Source organism: Streptomyces sp. NPDC054796 (assembly GCF_053611545.1).
Genome location: NZ_JBSHAO010000071.1, coordinates 15,948 through 36,789 on the forward strand (window position 1 = coordinate 15,948; position 20,842 = coordinate 36,789).

Consider the following 20,842-nt stretch of genomic DNA (forward strand, 5'->3'; position numbering starts at 1 on the left):
CATCGCGGGCGCCGGATCCGAACCGGCGCGGCTGCCCCTGCGGGCCGGGGCACGTCCGGACCGCGTTCCGTTGTCGTTCGCGCAGCGTCGGCTGTGGTTCCTGGCCCAGCTAGAGGGCCCCAGCCCCACGTACAACCTGCCGACGATGATGCGGTTGGACGGCGACGTGGATGCCGCTGCCGTGGGAGCAGCGCTTCGGGACGTGATCGTGCGGCACGAGTCCCTACGGACGATGTTCCCGCAGGCGGACGGCGAGCCGTACCAGCAGATCGTGGACCCGCACGAGCTGGAGTGGGAGCTGTCGCTGGCACAGGTGACGTCCGAAGGGCTGGCGGAGGCGGTGGATCAGGCGTCGCGGCGCGCCTTCGACCTCTCCACCGAACTGCCGATCCGTGCCTGCCTGTACCAGGTTGGGCCGGACGAGCGGGCGCTGCTGATCGTGGTGCATCACATCGCCAGCGATGGCTGGTCGCGTGGTCCGTTGGGCCGTCACCTGTCGACGGCGTATGAGGCGCGGCGGCGCGGCCAGGCCCCGGACTGGGAGCCGCTGCCGGTGCAGTACGCCGACTACACGTTGTGGCAGCGCGAGCTGCTGGGCGAGGAGACGGACCCGGAAAGCCTGCTGTCCCAGCAGGTAGAGCACTGGCGGCGAACGCTGGCCGGTGCCCCGGAGGAGCTGACGCTGCCGACCGACCGTCCGCGACCGGCCGTGGCGAGCCACGTCGGGTACGAGGCCCCGGTTCGGCTGTCGGCGACCGTGCACGAGCGGCTGGTGGCGCTGGCGCGGGCCGAGGGTGTGACGACGTTCATGGTGGTGCAGGCCGCGCTGGCGGTGACGCTGTCGCGGCTCGGTGCCGGTACCGATATCTTGATCGGTTCGGCGGTGGCCGGTCGCACCGATGAGGCGTTGGACGACCTGGTCGGGTTCTTCGTCAACACGCTGGTGATCCGTTCGGACCTGTCCGGTGACCCGGAGTTCCGGCAGGTCCTGGCGCGGGTGCGGGAAGCCAGCTTGGACGCCCTGGCACATCAGGATGTGCCGTTCGAGCGGCTGGTGGAGGAGCTGTCACCGTCCCGCTCGATGGCCCGGCATCCGCTGTTCCAGGTGATGCTGACCGTGCAGAACACCGAGAACACATCGTTGCGACTGGCCGGCGCTGAGCACGGCCTGGCCGGGCTGGACGAGTCGAGCATTGCCTCGGTGGCGCGATTCGACCTCGACGTCACCCTGTGGGAGTCCTTCGACGAACAAGGGCTTCCCGCAGGACTTTACGGCTCGGTGAACGCGTCGTCGGACGTGTTCGACGCCGGCACGGCCGAGGTGATCGGGCAGCGGCTGATGCGGGTGCTCGACCGCGTCACTGCCGCCGCGGACGTCCGCGTGCATGAGGTGGATGTGCTGGATGCCGCTGAACGTGAGCGGATGGTGGTGGAGTGGAACGACACCGCCTCGGATGTGGCGGATGTGTCGGTGCCGGAGTTGTTCGGGCGGCGGGTCCAGGGTGCTGCGGGTGCTGTGGCGATCCGGCAGGAAGGCGTCACGCTGACGTATGCGGAGTTGGACGCGCGTGTGGCGCGGTTGGCGGGTGTGCTGGCCGGGCTGGGCGTGGGCCCTGGTTCGGTCGTGGGGTTGTGTCTGCCGCGGAGTGTGGACGCGGTGGCTGGTGTGCTGGCTGTGTGGCGGGTGGGGGCGGCGTATCTGCCGATCGATCCGGCGACACCGGCCGAGCGTGTCGGGTTCGTGCTGTCCGACAGTCGGGCGGTGACACTGCTCGGCACCGCGGACATTCTCGATTCCCTGCCCGTGGCGGAGATGCCGGTGATTGCGGTTGACGATCTCGACGCGGGGTCTGTGGGTGGGGGAGATCTGGTGCCGGTGTCGCCGTGTGCGGCCGAGGTGGCGTATGTGATGTACACGTCCGGCTCGACGGGGAGGCCGAAGGGTGTGGCGGTCACGCACGGTGGGCTGGCCAACTATGTGGCGTGGGCGGCCGAGGCGTATGAGGTGGGGCGCGGTGGTGCGGTGCTGTATTCGTCGTTGGCGTTCGACTTGACGGTGACCAGCCTGCTGGTGCCGCTCGTCGCCGGCGCGGCGATCTCGGTGAGCGAGGACGGCGGTGTCGAAGGGCTGGCCGAGATACTGCGCTCCGGCGACGGGTTCGACCTGGTGAAGGTCGTACCGGCGCATCTTGCGATGCTGGCCGAGCTGCTGCCGGCCGACCGGCTGCGGAACGCGGCACGTCGCTGGGTGGTGGGCGGGGAGGCACTCGCCGGTGGTGAGGTGTCGCGTTGGCTGTTGGTGGCGCCGGAGTCGGTGGTGGTCAATGAGTACGGTCCCACGGAGACGGTGGTCGGCTGCTCGATCCACGAGGTCCGGGCCGGGCAGCCGGTCGGCGACACGGTGCCGATCGGGAGGCCGATTGCCAACACCCGGCTGTATGTGCTGGATGAGGGGCTGGCGCCGGTGCCCGTCGGGTCCCCAGGAGAGCTCTATGTTGCGGGGGCGGGCCTGGCACGCGGCTACGTGGGCCGCCCGTCGCTGACCGGTGAGCGGTATGTGGCGTGCCCGTTCGGTCTCGCGGGGGAGCGGATGTACCGCACCGGGGACCTGGTCAGGTGGAGCGCGGAGGGCGAGCTGGAGTTCCTGGGACGCGCCGACGAACAGGTCAAGATCCGCGGGTACCGCATCGAACCGGGCGAGATCGAAGCCGCCCTGCTGGAGCACCCGAACATCGCGCAGACCGCGGTGATCGCCCGCGAGGACATCCCGGGCGACCAGCAACTCGTCGCCTACGTCGTGCCGGCCGACCCCGGCCGCGACCACGGCTCTCACGAACTACAGCCGTTCGTCGCGGAGCGGTTGCCCGGATACATGGTCCCGGCAGCCTTCGTATCGCTGACCGAACTGCCGCTCACCGTCAACGGCAAACTCGACCGCAAGGCGCTCCCCGCGCCGGAGTACAGCAGCGGCGGGGGCAGGGCGCCGGCCACCGCCCAGGAAGAGATCCTGTGCGGTGCCTTCGCCCAGGTGCTCGGGATGGAGTCGGTCGGGGTCGACGACAACTTCTTCGCCCTCGGCGGCCACTCCCTCCTCGCGGTGCGGCTCATCTCGCGGATCCGCGCCGTACTCGACGTCGAACTGCCCCTGCGGGCACTCTTCGAGGCCCCGACCGTCGCCGGGGTGGCCGCGCGCACGGCCGGGCCGGAGACGGACCGGGACCGGGCCCGTACCGCGCTGCGGGCGGCGGCGCGTCCTGAGCGGTTGCCGTTGTCGTTCGCGCAGCGGCGGCTGTGGTTCCTGGCCCAGCTGGAGGGCCCCAGCCCCACCTACAACATCCCGGTGTCGGTCCGGCTGACCGGCGACGTCGACGTGGCTGCCCTGGACGCGGCGCTGCGGGACGTGATCGTGCGGCACGAGTCGCTGCGGACGGTCTTCCCGGAGACGGACGGCGAACCCTGCCAGCAGGTCATCGGCCCGCACGACCTGGACTGGGAGCTGGAGCTGGTCCAAGTCGCACCCGGGGCGCTCGCCGGTGCCGTGGGCCGGGCGTCGCGCCATGCCTTCGACCTGTCGAGCGAGCTGCCGATCCGAGCGTGGCTGTTCCACGCCGGGCCGGACGAGCGGGTGCTGCACGTCGTCATGCATCACATCGCCTCCGACGGGTGGTCGGAAGGACCGCTGGCGCGGGACCTGTCGACCGCGTACGAGGCGCGGCTGCGCGGCGAGGAGCCCGACTGGGAGCCACTTCCGGTGCAGTACGCCGACTACACCCTCTGGCAGCGCGACGTGCTGGGCGACGAGACCGACCCCGACAGCCTGCTGTCAGCGCAGGTCGACTACTGGCGGCGGACCCTCGCCGGCGCTCCGGAGGAGCTGGCGCTGCCGACCGACCGGCCGCGCCCAGCGGTCGCCACCCAGCGCGCCCACCGAGTGCCCCTCGACGTTCCTGCCGCCGTCCACCGGCGGCTGGTCGAGCTCGCCCGCACCGAGGGCGTGACGACGTTCATGGTCCTGCAAGCCGCCCTGGCGGTGACCCTGTCGCGCATGGGAGCCGGCAGCGACATCCCCATCGGGTCACCGATCGCGGGACGCACCGACGAGGCGCTGGACGACCTCGTCGGGTTCTTCCTCAACACGCTGGTGATCAGGACCGACCTGTCCGGAGACCCCGAGTTCCGGCAGGTGCTCGGCCGGGTGAGAGAGGCGAGCCTTGGCGCATTGGCGCACCAGGACGTGCCGTTCGAGCGGCTGGTGGAGGAACTGGCACCGACCAGGGCACTGGGACGCCACCCGCTGTTCCAGGTCATGCTGACCCTACAGAACAACCAGCGCGCGACCCTCGAACTGCCCGGTCTCCACGCCGGCGGCGCAGGATCCGTGCTCGACGAGCCCGCCTCGGCGCCGGGCAGGTACGACTTCTTCGTGTCGACCGCGGAGGTGCTGGACGAGCACAACCGCCCCGCCGGGCTGCGCGGCACGGTGACCGTCACGGCCGACCTGTTCGACGAACCGGCCGCGAGTCGGATGGCCACACGGTTCCTGCGGGTGCTGGAGGTGGTCAGCGCGGCACCGGACCTGCCGCTGCACGCGGTGGACATCCTGGACGGGCACGAGCGCGATCTGGTGCTGGACGGATGGAACGGCACCGAGGAGCCCGCCCCCGAGTCGACGGTCGTCGATCTGTTCCAGCGGCGGGCGGCCATCGACCCCGATGCCATCGCCGTGGTGGCGGGCGGCGCCGAGGTGTCGTACGGCAGGCTCGACGCCGCCGCGAACCGGCTCGCCCACCACCTGCGCACCCTCGGGGCAGGTCCCGAGACCGTGGTGGGGCTGTGCCTGCCGCGCGGTCTCCAGACGATCACGGCGATCCTGGCGGCCTGGAAGGCCGGCGCGGCGTATCTGCCGATCGACACCAGACTCCCGGCCGACCGCATCTCCTTCATGCTCGCCGACAGCGGCGCGCGGCTGCTGCTCACCGCAGGCGGGGCCACCGAGGCCGCCGACGCTGCCGAGACCGGCGAGTCCGCTGAGTCCGCCGGGACCGCGGCACCGGTCGAGGCGCCGCCCGGCGTGGCGACCGTGCGACTGGACGACCCGGACCTGCTGGCCGCATACCCCGAGGACGCCCCGCCTGTGACGTCCCATCACGCGCGGCTCGCGTACGTGATCTACACGTCGGGCTCGACGGGCACACCCAAGGGCGTGGCGGTCACCCACGGCGGGCTGGCCGGGTATGTGGCGGCGGCGTCGGACCGCCTCGACTGGTCGGAACCCGGGGCGCGGTACGCCGTGCTGCAACCGCAGGTGACGGACCTGGGCAACACGGTCGTGTTCACCAGCCTGGCCACCGGCGGTCGACTCCACGTTCCGGACGAGGCCACCGTCACGGATGCCGAAGCGGTCGCGGACTACCTGGATGCGCAGCGCATCGGCTTCGTCAAGGCGGTGCCCTCGCACATGGCGGCACTGACCTCCTCCGCTGCCGCCGGGCCCGAGGCGGTGCTGCCCGGCAGATCGCTGGTGCTCGGTGGTGAGCCGGCCCCGGCCGCATGGGTGGGCGAACTGCTGCGAGCGGCAGGTAACCGGCAGGTCCACAACCACTACGGGCCGACCGAGACCACGATCGGGATCGCCACCGCCCGGCTGACCACGGACGAGGCCGACGGCGGTGTGGTGCCGATCGGCACACCGCTCGACGGTACCCGCGTGTTCGTCCTGGACAACGAGCTGGCGCCGGTGCCGGTCGGCGCGGTCGGCGAACTGTACGCCGCCGGTGTCCAGGTCGCCCGCGGCTACGTGGGCCGCCCCGGGCTGACGGGCGAGAGGTTCGTGGCCTGCCCGTACGGTCCCGCGGGGACGCGGATGTACCGGACCGGCGACCTGGTGAAGTGGACGTCAGGCGGGCGGCTGGTGTTCGTCGGCCGGGCGGACGAGCAGGTCAAGGTGCGTGGCTTCCGTATCGAACCCGGCGAGATCGAAGCCGCACTCCGCAGCCATCCCGGCGTGGACCGTGCCGCGGTGATCGCCCGAGAGGAGACCCCGGGAGACACCCGCCTGGTCGCCTACGTCGTCCCCGCCGACGGCAGCGACGGCACCGGCGGCACCGGCGGCAGCGTCACGTCCGGCAGCCCGGGTGAAGAAGGCGGCGAAGACGGACTCCGCCGGCACCTGGTCCGGCTGCTGCCGGAGTACATGGTGCCCGCCGCCATCGTCACCCTCCCCGAACTACCGCTCACCTCGGTCGGAAAACTCGACCGCGAAGCCCTGCCGGCGCCCGGCCATCCGGCGGACCGCGCGACCCGGCGCGAGCCCGCCAACGAGAAGGAAACGCTCCTCTGCGAGGTGTTCGCCGAAGTGCTCCAGCACGAGTCGGTCGGGGTCGACGACAGCTTCTTCGAACTCGGCGGCCATTCCCTGCTCGCCATCAGTCTGCTTTCCCGCATCCGAGCGAGGCTCGGTGTGGAAGTCAAGATCAGAACCCTTTTCGAGGCACCTACCCCGGCGACGCTCGCCGCGAAATTGAGCTCCGAGAAGTCGACGACTCGACCGGCTCTTCGTCCGATGCGTAAGGAGAACCAGTGATGATCCCGTTGTCCTTCGCGCAGCGGCGGCTGTGGTTCCTGGCCCAGCTCGAAGGCCCGAGCCCGACCTACAACGTGCCACTGAGTGTTTCGCTCAGCGGCAGTCTGGACATCGAGGCGCTGGGCGCCGCGCTGCGGGACGTCGTCATCCGGCACGAGTCGTTGCGTACGCTCTGCAAGGTCTCCGACGGCGAGCCCTACCAGCACATCGTGTCCCCCGCGAACCTCGACTGGGAAATGCAGGTGCGGCACGTCGCACCCGCCGACCTGGCGGACGCCGTGGACGAGGCCGCCTGGAACACCTTCGACCTGGCCGCCGACCTGCCGATCCGCGCCTGGCTGTTCCGGACGGACGACCGGCCGGACGACGGCCTCCTGGTCGTCCTGGTCCACCACATAGCCGCCGACGGCTGGTCGATGGCGCCACTCACCCGTGACGTCTCTCGGGCGTATGCGGCGCGGCGGCGGGGTGAGGCTCCGGTGTTCGAGCCGCTGCCGGTGCAGTACGCGGATTACACCCTGTGGCAGCGGGAGCTGCTGGGCGAGGCGTCAGATCCGGAGAGTCTGCTGTCGCAGCAGGTGGAGTACTGGAAGGGCGCGCTGGCCGGCGCGCCCGAGGAGCTTGTGCTGCCGGTGGACCGGCCGCGTCCTGCGGTGATTGGTCATCGTGGGCATCGGGTGCCGGTGCGGGTGTCGGCCGAGGTGCATGAGCGGCTGGTGGAGCTGGCGCGTACGGAGAACGCGACGCCGTACATGGTGTTGCAGGCGGCGCTTGTGGTGCTGCTGTCGCGGCTTGGGTCGGGCACCGATATTCCGATCGGGTCGCCGATCGCGGGTCGTACCGATGAGGCGATGAGCGATCTGGTGGGGTTCTTCGTCAACACGCTGGTCGTCCGTACGGATCTGTCGGGGGATCCGGAGTTCCGGCAGGTGCTCGGTCGGGTGCGGGACGCGAGCCTTGGCGCCTTCGAGCATCAGGATGTGCCGTTCGAGCGACTGGTGGAGGTGATCGCGCCGACGCGGGTGCAGAGCCGCAACCCGTTGTTCCAGGTGATGTTCACGATGCAGAACATCCGACGCTCCGGCCTGGATCTGCATGAGGTGAGGGCCGCTTCGGCCGACCAAGTGCTGGGGGCGCAGTCGCCGGTGGATGAGGCGGCGACGGTTCCGGTGAGGTTGGACCTGCATTTCGCGGTGGGGGAGATGTTCGATGCGGACGGTCGGCCTGCGGGGGTGCGCGGGTCGGTGATGGCGTCGACGGATCTGTTCGACCTGAGCACGGTGAAGGCGATGGCCGAGCGCCTGGTGCGGGTGCTGGAGACGGTGACCGCGGGCCCGGACGTACGCCTGCACGCGGTGGACGTGTTCGCCCCGCAGGAGCGGGACCGGGTACTCACCGACTGGAACGACACCGCTGTGGAGACGGTGGGGGCGTCGTCGGTGGTGGAGTTGTTTGAGCGGCGGGTGGTGGTGGATCCGGGTGCGGTGGCGGTGGTTGCTGGTGGTGAGTCGTTGACGTTCGGCGAGTTGGGGGCGGCGGCGGATCGGCTGGCGAGCTGGCTTCGGGGTCGGGGTGTGGGTGGGGAGTCGGTGGTGGGGTTGCGGTTGTCTCGGGGTGTGGAGATGGTGGTGGGGATTTTGGGGGTGTGGAAGGCGGGGGCGGCGTATCTGCCGGTGGATGGTGCGCTGCCTTCGGAGCGGGTGGAGTTCATGCTCGCCGACGCCGGGGTGGATGTGGTGGTGGATTCGGGCGACTTGGAGGGGTTGCCGGAGGCCCCGGAGACACCCTTGGGGGTGGCGGTGGATCCGGCGGGGTTGGCGTATGTGATCTATACGTCGGGTTCGACGGGGGTGCCGAAGGGTGTGGCGGTCACGCATGGGTCGTTGGCGAACTATGTGTGTTCGGTGTCTGAGCGGTTGGGGTGGACGGTTCCGGGGGCGCGGTATGCGCTGTTGCAGGCGCAGGTGACGGACCTGGGTAACACAGTGGTGTTCACCAGCCTGGCGACCGGGGGTGAGTTGCATGTGCTGGATGAGGAGGCGGTGACTGATCCGGAGGAGGTTGCCAGGTATGTGACCGAGCAGAACATCGACGCGTTGAAGGTGGTGCCGTCGCATCTGCGGGCGTTGACGTTGGCGGCCGGTGTGGAGACGTTGCTGCCCGCACGTTCCCTCGTGCTGGGTGGCGAGGCCGGAGCGCCCGGCTGGGTGCGGGAGCTGGTGGAGGCAGCCGCTGGTGGGGATCGGCGGGTGTTCAACCACTACGGGCCGACGGAGACGACCATCGGCGTCGCCACCGTCGAGCTGACCCCGGAGCTGGTGGCTGGTGGGGTGGTGCCGGTCGGTACCCCGATCGCCAACACCCGCATGTACGTCCTGGACGATGCCCTTCAGCCGGTGCCGGTGGGGGTGACCGGTGAGCTGTATGTCGCCGGAGCGGGCCTGGCGCGAGGGTATGTGGGCCGTCCAGGGCTGACGGGCGAACGCTTCGTGGCGTGCCCCTTCGGTCCGGGTTCCGGTGAGCGGATGTATCGCACCGGGGACCTGACCAGGTGGAGCCCGGAGGGACAGTTGGTGTTCACCGGGCGTGTGGATGAGCAGGTGAAGATCCGAGGGTTCCGTATCGAGCCCGGTGAGGTCGAAGCCGCCCTGCTGACCCACCCGGACGTGCTCCAGGCGGCGGTGGTCGCCCGCGAGGACAACCCCGGGGACAAGCGCCTGGTCGCCTACGTCGTGCCGATCAATGGCGAAGAGGTGCAGGGCCTGCGGGAGTTCGTCGGGGCGCGGCTGCCCGACCACATGGTCCCGGCGGCCGTCGTCTCGCTGCCGGAGTTGCCGCTGACCGCCAGCGGCAAGCTGGACCGTAAGGCGCTGCCTGCTCCCGAGGAGACGGGTGGTGGTGTCGGTCGGGCGCCGGTGAATGAGACGGAGGTTGTGCTCTGCGAGATCTTCGCGGAGGTGCTGAGGGTGGAGTCGGTGGGTGTCGAGGACAGTTTCTTCGAGCTCGGCGGGCACTCGTTGCTGGCGATTCGGCTGTTGTCGCGGATCCGTGGTCGGTTGGCTGCGGAAGTCAAGATCAGGACGTTGTTCGAGGATCCGACGCCCGCTGGTCTGGCGGCCGGGTTGGCGCGTGCGACGGGTGCCACTTTGGTGGAGGTGCCGGACAATCTGATCCCTGATGGTGCGGAGCGGATCACGCCGGAGATGTTGCCGCTGGTGGAGTTGTCGCAGACCGAGGTCGATCGGGTGGTCGCGACGGTCGAGGGTGGGGCGGCGAATGTGGCGGATGTCTACCCGTTGGCGCCGTTGCAGGAGGGCATGTTCTTCCATCACCTGATGGCTGGTGACGGTGAGGATGTCTACCTCACGGCACGTGTCGTGGAGTTCGATTCGCGCTCGCGGCTGGAGGCGTTCGCGGATGCTTTGCAGCGGGTGGTGAACCGGCACGACATCTATCGCACCGGTATTGCCTGGGAGGGGCTGCGCGAGCCGTTGCAGGTCGTGCGGCGGCATGTCGAGGTGCCGGTCATCGAGCACCGTGTGGAGTTCGACTCCACCGACCCGGTGCAGCGGGGGCAGGCCCTGGTAGCCCGGGCCGGACTGGCGATGGACCTCGTCCGTGCGCCGCTGATGGATTTGCACGTGGCTGAGCTGCCGGAGGGGCGTTGCCTGGCCGTGGTGCGGCTGCATCACCTGCTCCAGGACCACCTGGGTATGGATGTGCTGTTGGAGGAGCTGCGGGCGGTGCTCTCCGGCGCGGCTGACGAGCTGGCGCCCGCGCTGCCGTTCCGCAACTTCGTCGCGCAGACGCGGGCGGTGCCCAGAGAAGAGCACGAGCGGTTCTTTGCCGATCTCCTGGGCGATGTGACGGAGCCGACCGCCCCCTACGGCCTGCTCGAAGCCCGCGGCGACGGCAGCGGGGTCATCGGCGTGTCCGTGTCCGTCGCGGACGAGATCACCGGGGACCTGCGGCGGGCGGCGCGAGACCTGGGTGTCAGCGCGGCGACGGTCCTGCACGTGGTGTGGGCGCGGGTGCTGGCGACGCTGTCGGGTCGGGATGACGTGGTGTTCGGCACCGTGCTCTTCGGCCGGATGAACGCGGGTGAGGGCGCCGACCGTGTCGTCGGCCCGTTCATGAACACCCTGCCCATGCGGGTGCGCACCGGGCAGGTCGGTGTGCGTGCCGCGGTCGAGCAGATGCGGGACCAGCTGGCCGCCCTGTTGGAGCACGAGCATGCCCCGCTGGCGGTGGCGCAGCAGGCCAGCGGCATCGCCGACCACACCCCCCTGTTCACCTCACTGTTCAACTACCGGCATGTCACCGTCGCCACCGCGGCCCCGGCCGACGCGGAACAGAACGAGCAGCGGCATGTCTCGGGCATCCAGCGAGTCATGGTCCAGGACAGGACGAACTATCCGGTCGCGGTGTCGGCCAACGACCGAGGCGAAGGAGGTCTGAGCCTGGGCGTGCAAACGGTCAGCACGCTCGACCCCCATGCGGTCGCCAGCCTGTTCCACACCGCGCTGGAGAACGTGGTCAGCGCGCTCATCGGCGAGCTGGACGGCGGCCCGGACACCGCCCTGGCCGCCGTGGAGGTGCTCGCAGCGGATGAGCGGGACGTGCTGCTTCGGCGGTGGAACGACTCGGCGCTGGAGGTTGCTGGCTCTTCGATCGTGGAGTTGTTCGGGCAGTGGGTGACGGCCGCTCCGGAGGCGGTAGCAGTGGTGGGGGACGGCGAGGAGCTGTCGTACGCCGAACTGGACGTGGCGGCCAACCGGTTGGCGAACCACCTGCGCAGCCGGGGCGTGGGACAGGAGTCGGTGGTGGGATTGTGCCTGCCACGCGGCGTGCGACTCGTGACCGCGATCCTCGCGGTGTGGAAGGCCGGTGCGGCCTACCTGCCGATCGACGGGCGCCTGCCGGTCGATCGCGTGGCGTACATGCTGAACGGAAGCAGCGCGGAACTCGTGCTGGGAACCGAGGACACCCTTGAGGACCTGCCGGTCGGCCGCGTCCCGCTGATCGCCCTCGACGACCCGATGACGACCGCACTGCTGGACGTGCACCCCGCGACCGCGCCCGAGGCGACGATCCACCCGGCGGGGACGGCGTATGTCATCTACACATCCGGCTCGACGGGCACACCGAAGGGCGTAGCCGTATCCCACGCCGGTGCCGCGAACCTCGTGGCGGCTCAGCGCGACCGACTCGCGGTGGGACAGGGCTCGCGGGTCCTGCAATTCGCCTCGATCAGCTTCGACGCCGCCGTGTGGGAAGTGCTGATGGCGCTGGGCACCGGCGCCGCACTGGTGACCGCGTCGGCGAACGAACTGCTGCCCGACGGCGGGCTCGCGGAGGTCGTGGCGCGCCACGGGGTGACGCACGCGACGTTGCCGCCCGTCGTGCTCGGCGCACTGGACGCGGGCGGCCTGGCGTCCGTGGCGACACTGGTGTCGGCCGGTGAGGCGCTGGACGCGGGCCTGGCCGGGCGGTGGGCGGCGGACCGTCAGATGATCAACGCATACGGGCCGACGGAGTGCACGGTGTGTGCGTCGATGTCGGCGCCGCTCGCGCCCGGTGACGACCCGTCGATCGGTGGCCCGGTCGCCAACACTCGGCTGTACGTTCTCGACGCGGCGCTGCGACCGGTCCCCGTGGGTGTGGCCGGTGAACTGTATGTGGCCGGTGCGGGGCTGGCGCGCGGATATGTGGGCCGTCCAGGGCTGACGGGTGAGCGGTTCGTGGCCTGCCCGTTCGGTCCGGGTTCCGGTGAGCGGATGTACCGGACCGGCGACATGGTGAAGTGGGGCCCGGACGGGCAACTGCTGTTCGCCGGGCGCGCCGACGAGCAGGTGAAGATCCGCGGATTCCGTATCGAGCCGGGCGAGATCGAGGCGGTGCTGCTGGCCTGCCCGGGCGTGCGGCAGACAGCGGTGGTGGCTCGTGAGGACACCCCGGGTGACAAACGGTTGGTGGCGTACGTGGTGCCGGCCGAGGGAGACGGAGACGGCGGTGGCGCCGGGGTCGGCGCGGAGAGCGTGCGGGAGTTCGTGGCCGGCCGCTTGCCGGAGTACATGGTGCCGGCCGCGGTGGTGGAGCTGGCCGAGTTCCCGCTGACGGTGAACGGCAAGCTGGACCGGCGGGCGCTGCCGGCGCCGGAGTACACGGCGGGCGCAGGCCGGGGCCCGGCGACGCCGGAGGAGGAGATCCTGTGTGCGGTGTTCGCGGAGGTCCTGGGTGTGGAGTCGGTCGGGGTCGACGACAGCTTCTTCGCCCTGGGCGGGCACTCGCTGCTCGCGGTCCGGCTGACGGCACGGATCCGCGCCGTGCTGGGGGTGGAGGTCGAGGTCCGGTCGCTGTTCGAGGCCCCGACGGTGGCCGGCCTCGCAGCCCGGTTCGCGACAGAAGGCAGGGGCACAGGTCGCCTGCCGTTGCGGGCGGGGGTGCGTCCTGAGCGGGTGCCGTTATCGTTCGCGCAGCGGCGGTTGTGGTTCCTGGCCCAGTTGGAGGGCCCCAGCCCCACCTACAACGTCTCGGCACGCATCGGGCTGAGCGGCATCGACCCGGAGGTACTCGAGGAAGCGTTCCGCGATGTGATCGCGCGCCACGAGTCGCTGCGGACGACCTATCTGGCCGTGGACGGTGAGCCCTACCAGCAGATCCATGACCCGCGAGACTTCGAGTGGCAGCTCAACGTGTCCGAGGTGGCGCGCGAGGACGTGGTCTCCGCCGTGGACCAGGCGAAGGGACACGCGTTCGACCTGTCGTCTGAGCTGCCGATCCGGGTGTGGTTGTTCCAGGCCGGTGTGGATGAGCAGGTGCTTTTGGTGCTGCTGCACCATATTGCTGGTGACGGTTGGTCGATGGGGCCGTTGAGCCGGGATCTGTCGGCGGCGTATGCGGCGCGGTTGCGTGGTGAGGTTCCGGTGTTCGAGGCGTTGCCGGTGCAGTATGCGGATTACGCGTTGTGGCAGCGGGAGTTGTTGGGTGAGGAGTCGGATCCGGAGAGTCTGCTGTCGCGGCAGGTGGAGTTCTGGCGGCGGACGCTCGCCGGTGCGCCCGAAGAACTGACGCTGCCGACCGACCACCCGCGCCCCGTAGCGGGCAGCCATCGGGGACATGCCGCACCAGTGCGGATACCGGCGGAGATGCACCGCCGGTTAACGGAGTTGGCCCGTGCCGAGGGTGTGACGACGTTCATGGTGTTGCAGGCGGTGTTGGCGGTGACGGTGTCGCGGCTGGGGGCTGGTAGCGATATTCCGATTGGGTCGCCGATCGCGGGTCGTACGGATGATGCGCTGAATGATCTGGTCGGGTTCTTCCTCAATACGTTGGTGATCCGTACGGATCTGTCGGGTGATCCGGAGTTCCGGCAGGTGTTGGGTCGGGTGCGGGAGGCGAGTCTGGGGGCGTTCGCGCATCAGGATGTGCCGTTCGAGCGGCTGGTGGAGGAGTTGGCGCCGTCCCGCTCGATGGCGCGGCATCCGTTGGCGCAGGTCGTGCTGACCATGCAGACCAGCGGCAACGCGTCCCTGGACATGCCCGGCGTCAGCCGGGGTGTGGACAGTGGCGCACGCGAAGCCCACGTCGAGGACGAAGCGGCCTCCGCGCTGGACGCGAGCTCGCTGACCTCGGTGAAGTTCGACCTGTGGCTGTCCCTCAACGAGGTGCACGACGTCGACGGCGAACCGGCGGGTCTGCGGGGGGCGGTGACGGTCGCGGCGGACCTGTTCGACGAGCCCGCGGCGGGCCGCTTCGCGCGGTGGTTGGAGCGTGTGCTCGAAGCCGTGGTGAGGGCTCCGGGGGTGCGGTTGTCTGGGGTGGATGTGCTGGATGCCGGTGAGCGGGATCGGGTGTTGGTGGGGTGGAACGACACGGCGTCGGTGGTGGGGGCGTCGTCGGTGGTGGAGTTGTTTGAGCGGCGGGTGGTGGTGGATCCGGGTGGGGTGGCGGTGGTTGCTGGTGGTGGGTCGTTGACGTTTGGGGAGTTGGGGGCGGCTGCTGGTCGGTTGGCGTGTTATCTGCGTGATGTGGGTGTGGGGCGTGAGTCGGTGGTGGGTTTGTGTCTGCCGCGGGGTGTGGAGATGGTCACGGCGATGTTGGCGGTGTGGAAGGCGGGGGCGGCGTATGTGCCGGTGGATGGTGCGTTGTCGACGGAGCGGGTGGCGTATCTGCTGGGTGACAGTTGTGCGCGGGTGGTGCTGGGTTCGCGGGATACGTTGGATGATCTGCCGGTGGGTCGGGTGCGGATGATCGCGGTGGACGATCCGGCGACGGTCATGCTGCTGGAGGGGTACGCGGATGCGTCACCTGAGGTGGAGGTGGCGGTGGATCCGTTGGGGTTGGCGTATGTGATCTATACGTCGGGTTCGACGGGGGTGCCGAAGGGTGTGGCGGTGACGCATGGGGCGTTGGCGAACTATGTGTGTTCGGTGTCTGAGCGGTTGGGGTGGACGGTTCCGGGGGCGCGGTATGCGCTGTTGCAGGCGCAGGTGACGGACCTGGGCAACACGGTGGTGTTCACCAGCCTGGCCACTGGCGGTGAGTTGCATGTGCTGGATGAGGAGGCGGTGACCGATCCGGAGGAGGTTGCCAGGTATGTGACCGAGCAGAACATCGACGCGTTGAAGGTGGTGCCGTCGCATCTGCGGGCGTTGACGTCCGTGGCGGGTATCGAGCCTCTGCTGCCGGGTCGCTCTCTCGTGCTGGGTGGCGAGGCGGCATCGGCCGACTGGGTGCGGGAGCTGGTGGAAGCGGCTGCTGGTGGGGGTCGGCGGGTGTTCAACCATTACGGGCCGACGGAGACGACCATCGGCGTCGCCACTGCCGAGCTGACTCCGGAGTTGGTGGCTGGTGGGGTGGTGCCGGTCGGTACCCCGATCGCCAACACCCACATGTTCGTACTCGATGACACCCTTCAGCCGGTGCCGGTGGGGGTGACCGGTGAGCTGTACGTTGCCGGTGCGGGGCTGGCGCGTGGCTATGTGGGCCGTCCAGGGCTGACGGGCGAACGCTTCGTGGCGTGCCCCTTCGGTCCGGGTTCCGGTGAGCGGATGTATCGCACCGGGGACCTGGTGAAGTGGACGTCCGGCGGGCAGTTGGTGTTCGCGGGCCGTGCGGATGAGCAAGTGAAGATCCGTGGGTTCCGTATCGAGCCCGGGGAGATCGAAGCCGCCCTGCTGACCCACCCGGACGTGCTCCAGGCGGCGGTCGTCGCCCGCGAGGACACCACCGGCGACAAACGACTGGTCGCCTACGTCGTGCCGATCAATGGCGAAGAGGTGCAGGGCCTGCGGGAGTTCGTCGGGGCGCGGCTGCCCGACCACATGGTCCCGGCGGCCGTTGTCTCGTTGCCGGAGTTGCCGTTGACGGTCAGCGGCAAGCTCGACCGCAAGGCACTGCCCGCCCCCGAGTACGCCACCGGCACGGGGCGCGCCCCGGCCACACCAGTGGAAGTGACCCTGTGTGGGGCGTTTGCCGAGATTCTGGGCCTGGAGTCCGTCGGTGTCGAGGACGACTTCTTCGATCTGGGCGGGCATTCGCTGTTGGCGGTGCGGCTGGTGTCGCGGATCCGGGTTGTGCTGGGGGTGGAGGTCGAGGTCCGGTCGCTGTTCGAGGCCCCGACGGTTGCTGCGTTGGCGAGCCAGTTGGCAGAGACCGCCGGGCGGGCTCGTCCGCCGTTGCGGGCGGGGGTGCGTCCTGAGCGGGTGCCGTTGTCGTTCGCGCAGCGGCGGTTGTGGTTCCTGGCCCAGTTGGAGGGCCCCAGCCCCACCTACAACATCCCCATTCCGATCCGTATGCGTGAGGTGAACGTCGACGCGTTGGGGGCGGCGTTGCGGGACGTGATCGTGCGGCACGAATCGCTCCGGACGATCTTCCCGGCCGTGGACGGCGAGCCGTATCAGCGGATCCTCGACCCGGACGAGCTCGACTGGGCTCTGAACGTCTCCCAGGTGGAGCCCGGGACAGTGGATGGGGCCGTGGCTCGTGCGTCGCAGTACGCGTTCGACCTGTCGGCGGAGTTGCCGATCCGGGCGTGGCTGTTCCAGGGCGGGCCCGACGAGCAGGCGTTGCTGGTCGTCATGCATCACATTGCCTCCGACGGCTGGTCTCGTGGCCCCCTGACCAGCGACGTCTCTCGGGCGTATGCGGCGCGGCGACGTGGTGAGGCTCCGGTGTTCGAGCCGCTGCCGGTGCAGTACGCGGATTACACGCTGTGGCAGCGGGACCTGCTGGGAGAAGCAGACGCCCCCGAAAGCCTGCTGTCCAGCCAGGGCGACTACTGGCGTCAGGCGCTCGCCGGAGCCCCGGAGGAGTTGGTGTTGCCGGTGGACCGGCCGCGTCCTGCGGTGATTGGTCATCGTGGGCATCGGGTGCCGGTGCGGGTGTCGGCCGAGGTGCATGAGCGGCTGGTGGAGCTGGCGCGTACGGAGAACGCGACGCCGTACATGGTGTTGCAGGCGGCGCTTGTGGTGCTGCTGTCGCGACTCGGGGCGGGCGCTGACATTCCGATCGGGTCGCCGATCGCGGGTCGTACCGATGAGGCGATGAACGATCTGGTCGGGTTCTTCGTCAACACGCTGGTCATCCGCACGGACCTGTCGGGTGATCCGGAGTTCCGGCAGGTGCTCGGTCGGGTGCGGGACGCGAGCCTTGGCGCCTTCGAGCATCAGGATGTGCCGTTCGAGCGACTGGTGGAGGAGATCGCGCCGACGCGGGTGCAGAGCCGCAACCCGTTGTTCCAGGTGATGCTCACGATGCAGAACACTCGGCGTACTGCGCTCGATCTGCATGAGCTGAGGGCGGCCTCGGTCGACCAGGCTCTGGGCGCGCAGTCGCAAGTGGATGAGGCGACGACTGTCCCGGTCAGGGTGGACCTGCACTTTGCGGTGGGCGAGTTGTTCGATGCTGAGGGCCGTCCTGCGGGGGTGCGGGGGTCGGTGATGGCGTCGACGGATCTGTTCGATCTGAGCACGGTGAAGGCGATCGCCGAGCGCCTGGTGCGGGTGCTGGAGCAGGTGGTGGTGGCTCCGGGGATGCGGCTGTCTGCGGTGGATGTGTTGGGTGTGGGGGAGCGGGATCGGGTGTTGGTGGGGTGGAACGACACGGCGTCGGTGGTGGGAGCGTTATCGGTGGTGGAGTTGTTTGAGCGGCGGGTGGTGGTGGATCCGGGTGCGGTGGCGGTGGTTGCTGGTGGTGAGTCGTTGACGTTCGGCGAGTTGGGGGCGGCGGCGGATCGGCTGGCGAGCTGGCTTCGGGGTCGGGGTGTGGGGTGTGAGTCGGTGGTGGGGTTGCGGTTGTCTCGGGGTGTGGAGATGGTGGTGGGGATTTTGGGGGTGTGGAAGGCGGGGGCGGCGTATCTGCCGGTGGATGGCGCTCTGCCGAGCGAGCGTCTGGAGTTCATGCTCGCCGACGCCGGGGTGGGTGTGGTGGTCGGTGCGCAGGAGTTGGCGCAGTCGGCGGATGCTGTGGATGCATTGCCTGAGGTGGTGGTGGATCCTGCTGGGTTGGCGTATGTGATCTATACGTCGGGTTCGACGGGGGTGCCGAAGGGTGTGGCGGTGACGCATGGGGCGTTGGCGAACTATGTGTGTTCGGTGTCTGAGCGGTTGGGCTGGACAGAGGCAGGGGCGCGGTATGCGTTGTTGCAGGCGCAGGTGACGGACCTGGGTAACACGGTGGTGTTCACCAGCCTGGCCACTGGCGGTCAGCTGCATGTGCTGGATGAGGAGGCGGTCACTGACCCGGAGGCGGTCGCCAGCTACCTGTCCGAGTGGGGTGTTGATGCGTTCAAGGTGGTGCCGTCGCATCTGCGGGCGTTGACGTTGGCGGCCGGTGTGGAGACGTTGCTGCCCGCACGTTCCCTCGTGCTGGGTGGCGAGGCCGGAGCGCCCGGCTGGGTGCGGGAGCTGGTGGAGGCAGCCGCTGGTGGGGATCGGCGGGTGTTCAACCACTACGGGCCGACGGAGACGACGGTCGGTGTTGCCACCGTGGAGCTGACCCCGGAGCTGGTGGCTGGTGGGGTGGTGCCGGTCGGTACCCCGATCGCCAACACCCGCATGTACGTCCTGGACGATGTGCTCACTCCCGTTCCTACGGGTGTCGTCGGTGAGCTGTATGTCGCCGGAGCGGGACTGGCGCGAGGGTATGTGGGCCGTCCAGGGCTGACGGGTGAGCGGTTCGTGGCGTGCCCCTTCGGTCCGGGTTCCGGTGAGCGGATGTACCGGACCGGGGATCTGGTGAAGTGGACGTGCGATGGGCAGTTGGTGTTCGCGGGCCGGGCTGATGAGCAGGTGAAGATCCGTGGGTTCCGTATCGAGCCCGGGGAGATCGAAGCCGCCCTGCTGACCCACCCAGACGTGACCCAGGCGGCGGCTATCGTCCGTGAGGACACCCCGGGTGACCAGCGTCTGGTGGCTTACGTCGTCGCGGCGGACGGGGGTGAGCCGGACGGTCTGCGGGAGTTCGTCGGGGCGCGGTTGCCCGATCACATGGTCCCGGCTGCCGTCGTCTCGTTGCCGGAGTTGCCGTTGACGGTCAGCGGGAAGCTGGACCGTAAGGCGCTGCCTGCTCCCGAGGAGACGGGTGGTGGTGTCGGTCGGGCGCCGGTGAATGAGACGGAGGTTGTGCTCTGCGAGATCTTCGCGGAGGTGCTGAGGGTGGAGTCGGTGGGTGTCGAGGACAGTTTCTTCGAGCTCGGCGGGCACTCACTGCTGGCGATTCGGCTGTTGTCGCGGATCCGTGGTCGGTTGGCTGCGGAAGTCAAGATCAGGACGTTGTTCGAGGATCCGACGCCCGCTGGTCTGGCGGCCGGGTTGGCGCGTGCGACGGGTGCCACTTTGGTGGAGGTGCCGGACAATCTGATCCCTGATGGTGCGGAGCGGATCACGCCGGAGATGTTGCCGCTGGTGGAGTTGTCGCAGACCGAGGTCGATCGGGTGGTCGCGACGGTCGAGGGTGGGGCGGCGAATGTGGCGGATGTCTATCCGTTGGCGCCGTTGCAGGAGGGCATGTTCTTCCATCACCTGATGGCTGGTGACGGTGAGGATGTCTACCTCACGGCACGTGTCGTGGAGTTCGATTCGCGCTCGCGGCTGGAGGCGTTCGCGGATGCTTTGCAGCGGGTGGTGAACCGGCACGATATCTACCGCACCGGTATTGCCTGGGAGGGCCTGCGCGAGCCGTTGCAGGTCGTGCGGCGGCATGTCGAGGTGCCGGTCATCGAGCACTCCCTGGAATTCGACTCCACGGATCCGAAGCAGCGAGGCCGGGTTCTCATCGCCAAGGCCGGACTCGTGATGGACCTCGTCCGTGCGCCGTTGATGGACTTGCACGTGGCGGAGCTACCGGAGGGGCGTTGCCTGGCCGTGGTGCGGCTGCATCACCTGCTCCAGGACCACCTGGGTATGGATGTGCTGTTGGAGGAGCTGCGGGCGGTGCTCTCCGGCGCGGCCGACGAGCTGGCGCCCGCGCTGCCGTTCCGCAACTTCATCGCCCAGACGCGGGCGGTGCCCAGAGAAGAGCACGAGCGGTTCTTTGCCGACCTCCTGGGCGATGTGACCGAGCCGACCGCCCCCTACGGCCTCCTCGAAGCCCGCGGTGACGGCAGCGGGATCGTCGAGGCGGGCATGCCGCTGACTGAGGATCTCACTGCCGACCTGCGGCGGGTGGCGCGGGAGCTGGGTGTCAGCGCGGCGACGGTCCTGCACGTGGTGTGGGCGCGGGTGCTGGCCACCTTGTCGGGTCGGGATGACGTGGTGTTCGGAACCGTGCTCTTCGGCCGGATGAACGCGGGTGAGGGCGCCGACCGTGTCGTCGGCCCGTTCATGAACACCCTGCCCATGCGGGTACGGACCGGGCAGGTCGGTGTGCGTGCCGCGGTCGAGCAAATGCGGGACCAGCTGGCCGCTCTGCTGGAGCACGAGCATGCCCCGCTGGCGGTGGCGCAGCAGGCCAGCGGCATCGCCGACCACACCCCCCTGTTCACCTCACTGTTCAACTACCGGCACATCACGCCGTCGCCTCAGTCCGCGACCGGCGAACAGCAGAACGAACAGCGGCCAATGGCGGGTATCCGCAGCGTGCTCGGCGGGCAGCGGAGCAACTATCCGCTAGGGGTATCAGTCAACGACCTTGGACCGGACGGCCTCGGTCTGAGCGTGCAGACGGTCGACAGCCTGGATGCGCGGGCGTTGGGTCGGATGGTGTGCACGGCGGCGGAGGGTGTGGTTGATGCGCTCTCTGTTGTTGTGGGTGGTG

At 69.4% G+C, this 20,842-nt stretch carries 2 protein-coding genes (1 of these 2 running past the window's edge); both read left to right on the forward strand.

All coding sequences use genetic code 11. The features are described 5' to 3' along the window. Window positions 1-6,583 carry the end of a non-ribosomal peptide synthase/polyketide synthase gene (locus ACWGJ2_RS35750; protein WP_453350528.1) on the forward strand. It extends 15,932 nt beyond the left edge of the window, so only the last 6,583 of its 22,515 coding nucleotides appear in the window; its start codon lies off the left edge, out of view; its stop codon occupies window positions 6,581-6,583. Then, window positions 6,583-20,842: amino acid adenylation domain-containing protein (locus tag ACWGJ2_RS35755; RefSeq protein WP_453350529.1), on the forward strand; the 14,260-nt coding region annotated here is incomplete at its 3' end. The genes ACWGJ2_RS35750 and ACWGJ2_RS35755, both read left to right, overlap by 1 nt.